The 11905-nt window shown below is 39.3% G+C and carries 9 protein-coding genes; 6 read left to right on the forward strand and 3 right to left on the reverse strand.

Annotated elements, in window-relative coordinates:
* Positions 1-400: 400 nt before the first annotated feature.
* The 5 genes from FTT85_RS08750 to gcvH all read left to right on the forward strand — a co-directional run bounded on the left by FTT85_RS08750 (position 401) and on the right by gcvH (position 5706).
* On the forward strand, positions 401-1681 hold the full coding sequence (locus FTT85_RS08750) for a GGDEF domain-containing protein (protein WP_257232133.1): 1281 nt from the start codon (positions 401-403) through the stop codon (positions 1679-1681).
* 98 nt (positions 1682-1779) lie between these two features.
* Positions 1780-3654 carry an ABC transporter ATP-binding protein gene (locus tag FTT85_RS08755; RefSeq protein ID WP_180183337.1) on the forward strand — a complete coding sequence of 625 codons (1875 nt, stop codon included), beginning with the start codon at positions 1780-1782 and terminating at the stop codon, positions 3652-3654.
* A complete protein-coding gene (locus tag FTT85_RS08760; RefSeq protein WP_180183338.1) occupies positions 3632-4081 on the forward strand; it encodes a MaoC family dehydratase in 450 nt (149 codons plus the stop codon). The genes FTT85_RS08755 and FTT85_RS08760 overlap by 23 nt, the downstream gene beginning before the upstream one ends.
* A gap of 149 nt (positions 4082-4230) precedes the next feature.
* Complete coding sequence (locus FTT85_RS08765) at positions 4231-5259, forward strand: AraC family transcriptional regulator (protein ID WP_078190954.1); 1029 nt, start codon at positions 4231-4233, stop codon at positions 5257-5259.
* 72 nt (positions 5260-5331) lie between these two features.
* Entirely contained in the window at positions 5332-5706 is a 375-nt protein-coding gene (gene gcvH / locus FTT85_RS08770) for a glycine cleavage system protein GcvH (protein ID WP_078193810.1), read from the forward strand.
* Positions 5707-5803: 97 nt separating this feature from the next.
* Here gcvH and FTT85_RS08775 read toward each other — a convergent pair whose 3' ends face one another.
* Positions 5804-6994: a PilT/PilU family type 4a pilus ATPase gene (locus FTT85_RS08775; RefSeq protein ID WP_180183339.1), complete on the reverse strand. Its 1191-nt coding sequence runs from the start codon at positions 6992-6994 to the stop codon at positions 5804-5806.
* A 270-nt stretch (positions 6995-7264) separates the two neighbouring features.
* Positions 7265-8347 carry a 3-deoxy-7-phosphoheptulonate synthase gene (locus tag FTT85_RS08780; protein ID WP_180183340.1) on the reverse strand — a complete coding sequence of 361 codons (1083 nt, stop codon included), beginning with the start codon at positions 8345-8347 and terminating at the stop codon, positions 7265-7267.
* A 700-nt stretch (positions 8348-9047) separates the two neighbouring features.
* On the opposite strand from FTT85_RS08780, the gene FTT85_RS08785 reads away from it, so the two are divergent.
* Entirely contained in the window at positions 9048-10631 is a 1584-nt protein-coding gene (locus FTT85_RS08785; protein WP_180183341.1) for an ATP-binding cassette domain-containing protein, read from the forward strand.
* 96 nt (positions 10632-10727) lie between these two features.
* Here FTT85_RS08785 and FTT85_RS08790 read toward each other — a convergent pair whose 3' ends face one another.
* Positions 10728-11897 (reverse strand): acyl-CoA desaturase, encoded by a 1170-nt coding sequence (locus tag FTT85_RS08790; RefSeq protein WP_180048929.1) that lies wholly within the window; start codon positions 11895-11897, stop codon positions 10728-10730.
* Between the last annotated feature and the right edge of the window lie 8 nt (positions 11898-11905).

Here is an 11905-nt window from a genome sequence, read left to right on the forward strand (position 1 = left end):
AACAAAAAGCGTGTACACAGCGCATTGGGTTATGTATCGCCTTTTGAGTTTGAAGCAATGTACTATGATAAGATTAACCCGTTAGGTCACGTGGCCTAACTTAAATAAAAATGTCTCCGACAAACCCGGTACGGTTCAGTCATCCGCAAAACTCGTTCACTAGCGTCAAATTATTCAAAGTATCGCAAAAACATTTTTGATTAGAAGAAGTGCTGTCTCAAACACTTGCGGATGACGTTACCGCGTATCATACTTTTATTTAAATCAAATTACGCTTCTGGTGTTACTGCGTAACATCAGTAATTAAAAAAACCCAAACAAATACTATACAAATGTAGACAATTTTAGATACTATTTGTTAACAGTTGCATAAAAACGCTTCTAAAATAGGAACTTGATCATGGAAGGCCCCAATCAACCTTCTCAGAAATCAGTTAAAAACGAATCACAATTACTCATAGAATCGATGAATCGCACTTCTGCCAAACATACGCTCATACAGGCAGAAGCATGTGACCTAGAGAATCGTGTCCGTATTGAGCGTGCTTTATCCGACCCGATTGCACGTATCCCGGCACAGTTTAAAAATGCTTATTACAAATTTTTGTACTACAACCAGAAAGACTATTTAAAGCAGGTCAACTATTTCGCTCAATTGGCATTTTTAATCTATTTTTGGGCAGATCGCTATGTGCTGCCAGACGTAGAAATGCTTTCAGGTGTGATTCGTATCATTGCTATTATTGGTGCATTTAGTCTGAATTATATTCTGTTTAAATATATCAAACAGATTAAATTGCTCGATTTAATATTACCACTAGCGACTTGCCTTTCAGCGATACTCTGGTTTGAGATATTACTTCAGTCGAAAAATGAACTGGTTCATAGCTATCAATATGCCGCCATTATTTTGATCGTATTGGGTAATTTAAGTATTCATGTGCATTTTCGCCCTTCGATTATGACCTCAGCCATGATCACGGCAGCGATCCTTTTTGGCGCATGGCGCATTAATGATTTTGGTGATTTTACAATATTTTTATTGGTGTACGTTCCTGTGCTGCTGTTCAGTATGTATATCTGCTGGAACTCTACGCTCAACTCTCGTAAAACGTTTCTAAGAGCGCTGCTAGATGACTGGAACTTTCATACCCTGCGCAAAATTGCCCATACGGATGAATTAACCCAGTTAAGCAATCGTCGCCAATTTGTACATGCTGCAAATAAAAAAATCCAAGAAACCCCAATGACGGTCTGTACCAGTCTTTTGATTTTTGATGTCGATCATTTTAAAGCGATTAATGATCAATACGGACATGATGTCGGCGACCAAGTGCTATGCCAAATTGCTGAAATTGCGCGTAAAGAAATGCGGTTTTACGATATGTTGGCGCGTTTCGGGGGTGAAGAATTTATTGTACTTTTGCCTTATACCGTCCCAGAAGATGCATTAAAAATTGCTGAACGGTTAAGACATAAAATGGAGCAACATCAGTTTCATATGGATGGTCAATTGGTGAAATTTTCGATCTCCATTGGTGTTTCCAAAATTGACCCTGACCACGCCAAACTCGATCAGTTAATTAAACAAGCCGATATTGCTTTATATGAAGCAAAACGCCAAGGTCGTAATCGGGTTGTACATTTTAATTTTATGAATTTTTGCAGCCAAGCTTTTTAATAAATAAACAAATCAAAATGGAGAAAAACCAGCGAATCCATTACACTCAGAGCGGAAGAAAGAAAGATTAATTACAGTAAAATTCTCAGGTTATCTGCATGCTTAAATGGTTTGAAAACTTAGTTGACGCTTATCCTGAACAGGATTTGAATAAACCATTGCCAACAAAATTTTTCCCCTTTGTATGGCAAGCTGCAACGGGTGTAAAAAAATACCTCTTGTTATTGGTACTCTGTACAGCTGGTGTAGCGAGTTTTGAAGCACTGCTTTATGCCAAAATTGGTGAATTAGTCAATTGGATCAGTAAGTCTCAACCTGAAACCTTTTTACAGCAGCACCAGACCAATCTGACCATTTTAAGCTTTATTTTATTGGCAAATATCTTCTTTTCTTGCCTTCAAACGATTATTAAACATCAGATTTTATACAGTACCTTTCCAATGCGCCTACGTTGGAGATTTCATAACTTATTACTGAAACAAAGTTTAGATTTCTTCCACAACGACTTTGCAGGTCGTTTATCTGCCAAAGTCATGCAAACTTCACTGGCTGTACGTGAGTTTTGGATTATTCTTGGGGATATGTTGGCCTATGTCTTCATTTACCTGATTTCGATCACCGTCATTTTAGGTGCTATATCGCCCCTGTTGATTGTTCCATTATTACTTTGGCTGGCTTTATTTATTGGTTCTGCATGCTATTTCATCCCCAAATTAAGCAAAATTTCAAATGAACAAGCCAATGCACGCGCAGTAATGACTGGTCGTGTCACCGATGCCTACACCAATATTCAAACGGTGAAATTGTTTGCCCATGCAGGCCGTGAAAGCCAATATGCCAAAGCCTCAATGAAAGAATTTATGGTGACGGTGTATAAGCAAATGCGACTTGCTGCAAAATACAACATCGCGACGAATTTGCTGATCATTGTTTTATATGGTGGCGTACTTGGAACAGCCGTTTGGCTCTGGATGGATGGTCAAGCTGAGCTTGGGGTCATTGCAGCAGCGACCGCCATGATTTTAAAACTCAGTAGTATTTCCGAGTTTATGATGTGGCAAACATCTGCCCTATTTGAAAATGTCGGGACCATTCAAGATGGGATGAAAACCATGGGCCGCCCAATTCATATTCAAGACAAAGCTGATGCAACCGACTTAAAAGTACCGCAAGGCGAAATTAAATTTGAGGACGTCAGTTTTGCTTATAATGATAAAAATGTCATCGATCAATTTAATTTAACCATTCGACCAGGCGAAAAAATCGGTATTGTCGGACGTTCGGGTGCCGGAAAATCAACACTAATTCAACTTTTACTCCACTTTTATGATATCAACCATGGTCGTATTTCGATTGATGGCCAAAATATAGAAGATATTACCCAAGATAGCTTAAGAAAAAATATTGCTTTGGTGACTCAAGACACCTCGTTATTGCATCGTACCGTCGAAGAAAATATTAAATATGGTCGCCCGAATGCAACAGATGAAGAAATGTATGATGCAGTGCGTAAAGCGAAAGCTGATGAATTCATTCCTCAATTGATCGACTTACGTGGTCAACGTGGTTATGACGCATTTGTCGGTGAACGTGGCGTAAAATTATCAGGTGGTCAGCGTCAACGTATTGCGATTGCTCGGGTATTTTTAAAAGACGCACCGATTTTAATTTTAGATGAAGCCACAAGTGCGCTCGATTCAGAAGTCGAAGCCGCGATTCAATCGAGTTTAGATTATTTGATGCAAGGCAAAACTGTGATTGCCATTGCGCATCGACTTTCAACCATTGCGCAAATGGATCGCTTGATTGTCTTGGATCAAGGACGTATTGCTGAGCAAGGCACCCACGAAGAGCTTGTTGCTTTGAATGGTATTTATGCACACTTGTGGCAGCGTCAAACCGGTGGATTTTTAATAGAACAACATAAAGTAGAATCAAAGGAAGATGAAAATGCTGTATCTGGAAGACCTTAAAGTTGGTGATCACTTTAGCAGTCGTGAATATGAAATGATTGTTGAAGAAATCAAGCAATTTGCCAACGCTTATGATCCTCAGGAATTTCATACAGATGAAGTCAAAGCCCAACAGCACCCGATCTTTCAAGGATTAGCGGCAAGTGGTTGGCATACCGCTGCTGTAACGATGCGCTTATGGACTGAATGTTTCCCTGTGGCTTATGGCTTAATTGGCTCTGAGTCAAGTCTGCGTTGGCCATGCCCAACACGTCCGGGAGATAAAATTCGTGTAGAAGTTGAAATATCTGCAATTACTCCGTCGAAAAGTAAGACAGACCGCGGCATTGTGACCTATGTTACGCAAGCGCTTAATCAGCACAATGACGTTCTTTATATGTCTACGACCAAAATTGTGGTCTTTTCCAAAGATTTTAAACCGAATTAATCCTTAACGGCCTACTTTACAACGCTAAGGTAGGCCGCTATAAATAGTTGAGCCTAGTCAGTTTGTCCAACAATTTTTGTGGGATACAACACGGAATCATGCCAATATAACCTTGAACAGAAGAAAAACCCGCATTGCAACGGAACGCTATGAAAACAATTAATTCCCGTCAGGATCAGGGTATTCCCGGAGTGTATGGATTGCTCCTTTTAGATGTGGTCTCTCGATGGGGCTACACTGCAGAAACATTATTTAGTCCATTCGGATTAAACAGCGAACAATTGGCTGAACCAGATTTCCGTATTCCAACACCCATCGCCAATCAATTGGTAGAGCACGCACTACGATTAACCGGTGAGCCCACTTTAGGTTTTCATTTGGGCAACCAAATGCGCATCTCTATTCATGGTTTTATTGGCTATGCCATCATGACGGCGAAGGACATAACCGATGCCTTAGTCTTGGCAAACCGTTTTATTCAGCTACGCATGCCCTTTTTACAGCTTTTTTTCTCGACTTTTGGAACCAAAGCGACTGTTCAACTACAAACAGACGTTACGATTGAGCCTTTACGTACTGAGATTTCGATTGCCTTAATTTTTGGCATGATCAGCATGGGCAAAGCAATTACCGGTGTGGATTATTCTGCTGGTGAAATTGATTTTGATTTCCCTCAACCTGAAGGTTTTGAGCGGTTTATTGCCAAATATCCACGGCACCAATTTAGATTTGATCAGCCACACCTTTTACTCAGTTTTGATAAGCAATATTTAACCAATAAATTGGTCCATGCAGACCCGATTGCCAGTCAAATCGCGATTAATCAATGTGAAGCTGAACTCTCCGCTTTGGGCGAACGTCACCGTATTGCCATGCGCGTTCGTGACATTTTAACCAACTCCGAGCAGCACTATTTAAGTATTGAGAGCGTTGCTGAACGGCTACACATGTCCGATCGAACCTTAAAACGCCAACTTGCTGCTGAAGGGACCTCATTTTCAACATTGGTTGACGAAGTTCGCTACCGTCATGCCACTTCGCTCCTGTCACGAACTGATTTTACCTTAGAGCAAATTGCTGATGAATTGGGCTATAGCGATGTTGCCAATTTTAGCCGTGCTTTTAAGCGTTGGAGTGGGCGTAGCCCAAGCAATTGGCGTAAAGATCCGTACTTATAAGTCTTTTGTTTTACCTAAAAAGCATGTATAACTCATGCCAAAAATGAATTTAATGGATTTAAGGAGTTATCAATGAATCATCCTTCAGATTTAAAGTACGCAAGTACACATGAATGGGTGCGAATTGAAGGTGACCTTGTTGTTACAGGCATTTCTGATCATGCACAAGACGCATTGGGTGATTTAGTTTATGTTGAAGCACCAGATGTGGGTCAACATATCACAGCTGGCGAACAAGCGGGTGTGGTTGAGTCGGTAAAAACTGCTTCTGATATTCATGCTCCAGTTTCTGGTGTGGTTGTTGAAGTCAATCCAGATCTTGAAGATGATCCTGATTTTGTAAATGATGCACCTTATAGCAAAGGTTGGATTTATAAAATTAAACCAGACAATATGGCTGATGTAGATGCTTTGTTGACAAGCGAGCAATACGAAGCTGGTCTGTAAATATTTCTAATATCAAAAAAATCAGCCCTCAGGCTGATTTTTTTATTTCAATATGATAGCTGAATTGGCTTATATACCATTTGCATAAATATCCAGCTTATATTTCTTCAGAAGCTTCGGTACTTTCGGGTTCTTCTTTCTTTTCTTCAACCATACTAAAAGATTGTGCTGCCGCTGAAGTACCATTTGCACGTGAACTTTTCAGTTTAATTTGCAAACGTAATTCATTGGTTGAATCGGCATTTCTTAAGGCCTCTTCATAAGAAATTGCGCCGTCATTATATAAATCAAATAAAGCTTGGTCGAAAGTTTGCATCCCAAGTTCACGAGATTTAGCCATGATCGCTTTTAATTCATGAAACTCACCTTTCAAAATCAAATCTGAAATAAGCGGCGTGTTTAACATGATTTCAACGGCTGCACGTCGTCCTTTGCCATCTTCAGTCCGGATTAAACGCTGCGAAACAATCGCTTTCATATTGCTCGATAAATCCATAAGCAATTGATTTCTTCGCTCCTCTGGGAAGAAGTTAATGATCCGATCTAGGGTTTGATTGGCGTTATTTGAATGTAGCGTACCTAAACATAAATGCCCAGTTTCAGCAAAGGCAATCGCATGTTCCATCGTCTCGGTGTCTCGAATTTCACCGATTAAAATCACATCTGGTGCTTGTCGCAGGGTGTTTTTTAAGGCGTTATGCCACGAATGACTATCTACACCAACTTCACGATGCGTAATCATGGATTTTTTATGTTTATGGACATATTCCACTGGGTCTTCAACAGTGATGATATGCCCTGCGCTGTTTTCATTTCGATAATCAATCAGCGCCGCTAAAGAGGTTGATTTCCCCGAACCTGTTCCGCCAACCACTAAAACCAAACCACGTTTTTCCATGATTACATGCTTAAGCGAAGCCGGTAATTTAAGCTTTTCAAAATTTGGAATTTCTGCGGTAATGGTACGAATGACCATACCTACATGTAACTGCTGCTGAAATACATTGACACGAAAACGTGAAACGTTTGGCACACTAATCGCAAAGTTACATTCTAGTTCTTTTTCAAACTCTTTGCGCTGCTTCTCATTCATCAAACTATAGGCGAAAAGCTTTGTTTTCTCAGCATCAAGCGTTTGCTGCCCAAAGGGTTTCATCATGCCTTGATGTTTAATACTTGGTGGAAAATCTGCCGTAATAAATAAATCAGAACCCCCATATTCAACCACTTTGGTTAACATGTGGAACATAAAACGGCGTGCTTCTTCCAACAATTCAGCAGTGTACATCAACTTCCCCAATATAAAATTTCAAACACCCAAGCACAGATTGTCATTATTTCTGGCGCTGTATTGGGCTTAGACATTATTGTGCATAAAAAGTGTAACTCACTCAAACATAAAATACTGAATTATCAGTATATATTTTAGGAAATATGCCATTTTTCAATTTTTATATCACAGTAAACAACAAAGGATTTTTCAAAATAAAAGCCTTAGAACAATCAATATTCTAAGGCTTTGGGCTACATCAATTCAGACTGAATATGCTCTAGATTGTTAAGCACTACGTTTGATTTGTGATACACGAAGTTCATTCGCAACCTGTTGAATCAAATCAATGGTTTTGTCCCAACCTAAGCATCCATCTGTTACAGATTGACCATAAGTCATGTCACAACTAATTTTTTGATTTCCGTCCACCAAATGACTTTCCAACATCACGCCACGCACTTGGGTATGCTCACGCTCTGCTACAATTGTGCGTAATACTTCAGGTTGCTTCATTGGGTCTTTATGGCTATTGCCATGACTACAATCGATCACTAAAGCCGGTAAATCGCCTTTTACTTTACTGCGAATTTTGTCTATTTCAGCCAAACTATAATTTGGACCTGTATTGGAGCCACGTAAAATCAAATGTGCTTGCGGATTGCCAACGGATTCTAAAATACACGGTAAGCCAGCTTGACTCATACCTAAGAACTGGTGTGGATGCGAAGCAGATTGAATGGCATCTAGAGCAATTTGGATTGATCCATCTGTTCCGTTTTTGAAACCGATGCTGTATGGCATATGACTTGAGATTTCACGATGAATTTGTGATTCGCTGGTACGCGCACCGATTGCACCCCAAGCCAAAAGGTCATCAAAATAACCCGTCGCCATTGGGCTTAAAATTTCAGAGGCAATTGGCAAACCCATTTCAATAATTTGTAAGTACAGCTCACGTGATTTTTCTAAGCCCAACTGCATATTAGATGAACCATCTAAACTTGGGTCATACATATAGCCTTTCCAGCCCACTGTAGTACGTGGTTTCTCAATATATGCGCGCATCACAAGAAAAATTTGATCTGAAACCTGTGCCTGTAATTGTTTTAATTTTTCAGCATATTCCAAAGCAGCAATCGGATCATGGATTGAACATGGACCGGTAATAATCATTAGACGCGGGTCTTGACCCGTCAAAATATTTTGAATCGTTGCACGATGTACGGCAATTTGTTCTGCAGCATGAACTGATAAAGGTAATTGTTGTTTCAGTTGATGTGGCAAGCTCAAAAGCGTTTCTTTTGGCTGTGTAGATTTCTGAATTTCTGAATTTTGAGTTTTTTGTAAAGCTGTATTTAGCGCATTCATTGGTTCTATTCCTTTGGACTGTACGTATAAACAGTCCGATCTTTTATCTGAGCGTTATGGGACTTTGGGACTTCAGGGCTTTAGACATAGACTGACTAAAGTAAAACCAATAACCATTGCTAAAATATGAATTATTTACTGTAAACATGAGATTTCTCCAAAAATATTATAAAAATCAAGACATAAAAAAACCTGATCAGGGTTGCCGATCAGGTATAAACTTGGTGGGCAACCTTTTTCATGCCCGAACGCGTTCAGGCAATTATCTAAACTGCCAGAAGTAATAATATGCGTTTGAGATTAAAGGTTGCTTTAACATCTTGATTTCATCAAAAAGTATCTGTCTGAAAATTAAAATACGCTGTATTCATCGGTTTGACAATAGTTTTTTGCTATTTTGTTGTATTAAATAACTCTGCTGTCAATTATAGCGACCTATTTTTAAAATTTGATGTATTGATTAATAAATAAACATTTATTAGACTGCACAACATTAGGCTGTTTAAAGCTTTTTTCCATTTATTTTTAATTTGAGTATTTGCCAATGAAGTAAGCCCTGTTTTTTTCATCATCAAATCCATTTTTTTGATGTGCAAACACATGGCTAATGACTTCGACTGCATTTTCTCAAATATTGTCTTTTTTATAGAATAAAATTAGTTATTTGTATTGCGCATCTTTGCTATCGCAAGGTGCATCTATGACTCAAACGGCTTGTACAATTTCAAAATTAAGCTTGGAATTTCCATCCAAAACACTTTTTAAAAACCTGAAATTTAACCTCAATCAACAACAACTTTCGGCATGTATTGGTCGCAATGGTTTAGGAAAGTCCTGCATCCTTAAAATCTTACATGCGCAAAATCTGAAAGATCTCCCCTATGAAGGTGAAATTTCATGGAATGTACCACATGCCTATTTATCACAATTTTCTCGACTAGAAGCTGACACGATTGCTTCTGCACTCGGTGTTGAAGATTTATATGATTCATTTCAACGTATCGAAATAGGCAGCGCAAGTTTTGAAGACTTTGAGCTGACTGAAAACCAATGGCACCGTCCTGCACTATGGCAGCAACAACTTAAGCAAGCTTCACTACCAACAGATTTAAATTTCCCAGTCGCTCAGCTGAGTGAGGGGCAAAAAACCAAATTGGCATTGTGTGCATTATTTTTAAAAACTGACCACTATTTACTTTTGGATGAACCTAGTAACCATTTAGATGCATCCTCACGCTTATGGCTCATTGATCGTTTAAAAAACCATCCTGCGGGTGCATTCGTCATCAGTCATGATCGAGAATTGCTGCAACATGTAGAGCATATCTATGCTTTAAATGAGTTTGGACTCAGTCATGTTACTGGAAACTATGAAGACTACGTTCAACAAAATGATCTGCAAAATAAAGCCTTACAGCGTAATGCTTTACAGCAGCAGCGTGAGTTAAAACAACTCAAATTACAACAACACGAAACACAGATGAAAGCGCAAAAACGAGAACAACAAGGGCGTGTCCTACGCAAGTCAAGCACCCAAGCCAAAGTGTTACTCGATTTTAAAAAGGAACAAGCCGGTCAAAGCCTCGCTTCAGTTCAAACGCAACAGCAGAAGCAATTGGAAGAAAAGAGAACCCAACTGCTTCAATCACAGCAACAACTTGAGCATGTCAAAGAGCAGCAATTTGTTTTTCAACATCGCGCTGAAAAAACTGGAGAAATCTTAAGAGTTAAACATTTTCATAGCAAAATATCTCAGCACCAGCCTTTTGACTTGGCCTTACAGGCAGGTGAAAAAATTCATTTAAAAGGAAAAAATGGTATTGGTAAATCTACATTTCTAAAGTATCTGAGTCAGACCACATCACAGTCTAACCATGAATTATTTTTGTCTGTGCATACCCTGTATTTAGACCAAAACTTGAATGATTTATCACCTGAATTGAGTGTTTTAGACAATCTAGCAAAGTTTAATCATGAGGTTTCATCAACGGAATGGCGTAATCAACTCGGTCAACTTAGAATCCGTGGTCAAAAAGCGGAACTGCCATTTCACTGTTTAAGTGGTGGTGAGCGTTTAAAAGTGACCTTATTGGGCTTAAATTATTTAACACCGAATATTGAGCTTTTATTGTTAGATGAACCTGAAAACCATTTAGATATAGAGTCTAGAATGTTATTGGCTCAAGCCATTCAGCATTATACAGGTGCAGTGATCCTCGTTTCACATGATGCATATTTTGTAGAATCTTGTGGCATTCAGAGTAGCGTGCAATTCGTAGAATAGCTCTTATTTTTTTAGAAATATCTAAAATTACCAAAGTAGATGAAAGCTACTTTGGCTAATTTAATGCTTTAAAAATCATCCATTCGATACTGTGTTTTAACGCCCGATTTTCTTCATGATTTTTTGTTTAACATGCTGTTGAAGTGATGCTGAACGTTCCTTGATTTCGGCTCTCCAGTCATTCGGCACTGAGCATTTCGCGAGGCGAACCCAAACGCTTGCAAATTGTTTGATAAAACTGGCTTCGTTATAGTGAATACCATATTCGTCACAAAGTGCTTTAATTTTAGGTGCGGCTTCTGCATAGCGGTTTGCAGGCATATCTGGGAATAAATGGTGTTCAATTTGGTGACTCAAATTACCACTGAGTATATGCAACCATTGTGTTCCACTAAAATTACTTGAGCCACGAATTTGACGGAGATACCACTCTGCTCGAGTTTCGTTTTCGGTATTGTCCATTTCGAAGTTTTCCGCATCTTCAGTAAAATGGCCATTAAAGATGACAGCGGAAGCCCATAAGCTACGAATCACGTTGGCTACAGCATTTCCTGCAAAGACAGGAATCGCATTGGGACCTGCAATAAGCGGAAAAAACACATAATCTTTAATCACTTGGCGCTTAATTTTCTGACGTACATCGGCCGCTTCATGCCATACATCTTTCCAAGTTTTGGTTTTATACGCAATAACATCTTCTAAATGTAAACGTTGAATGCCGACATACCACTCAAAGAAAACCATGAGTTGAGCAGCCAGTGGAATATTAAATAGGAAGCGTGGCTCCCACTTTTGCGATTCGCTCACACGGATCAAACCATAACCGACATCATGGTCCATACCCACAATATTGGTATAGGTATGATGCACATAGTTATGGGTATATTTCCAGTCTTGACCCGTGGCAATAGTATCCCAGTCATAGTTAGCACCATTTAAACTCGGGTCATTTAACCAATCAAACTGACCATGCATCACATTGTGTCCGAGTTCCATGTTCTCTACGATTTTAGAAATACCCAATAGGCCTGTGCCGAGTAACCACACTGGTGGAATCCAGCCTGCAAACATCAACATGCCACGAGATGCGATCTCGCTATAACGGACAAAATTGCGAATTTTATAAATATACGCTGCATCTTTTTCACCCACACTCTGGATGATTTCACGGCGAATTTGCTCAACTTTTTCGCCAAATTCAGCAGTTTGTTCGGGTGATAAATAACGTGACTTACTATTCGGACTAATATATATCGATTGATTCATGATGACGC

Origin of the sequence: Acinetobacter sp. YH01020 (assembly GCF_013420275.1) — a bacterium.
Classification (GTDB): domain Bacteria; phylum Pseudomonadota; class Gammaproteobacteria; order Pseudomonadales; family Moraxellaceae; genus Acinetobacter; species Acinetobacter amyesii.

Coding starts and splice junctions, on each gene's coding strand:
- FTT85_RS08750 (WP_257232133.1), top strand. CDS start 401: ATGGAAGGCCCCAATCAACCTTCTCAGAAATCAGTTAAAAACGAATCA.
- FTT85_RS08755 (WP_180183337.1), top strand. CDS start 1,780: ATGCTTAAATGGTTTGAAAACTTAGTTGACGCTTATCCTGAACAGGAT.
- FTT85_RS08760 (WP_180183338.1), top strand. CDS start 3,632: ATGCTGTATCTGGAAGACCTTAAAGTTGGTGATCACTTTAGCAGTCGT.
- FTT85_RS08765 (WP_078190954.1), top strand. CDS start 4,231: ATGAAAACAATTAATTCCCGTCAGGATCAGGGTATTCCCGGAGTGTAT.
- gcvH (WP_078193810.1), top strand. CDS start 5,332: ATGAATCATCCTTCAGATTTAAAGTACGCAAGTACACATGAATGGGTG.
- FTT85_RS08775 (WP_180183339.1), bottom strand. CDS start 6,994: ATGTACACTGCTGAATTGTTGGAAGAAGCACGCCGTTTTATGTTCCAC.
- FTT85_RS08780 (WP_180183340.1), bottom strand. CDS start 8,347: ATGAATGCGCTAAATACAGCTTTACAAAAAACTCAAAATTCAGAAATT.
- FTT85_RS08785 (WP_180183341.1), top strand. CDS start 9,048: ATGACTCAAACGGCTTGTACAATTTCAAAATTAAGCTTGGAATTTCCA.
- FTT85_RS08790 (WP_180048929.1), bottom strand. CDS start 11,897: ATGAATCAATCGATATATATTAGTCCGAATAGTAAGTCACGTTATTTA.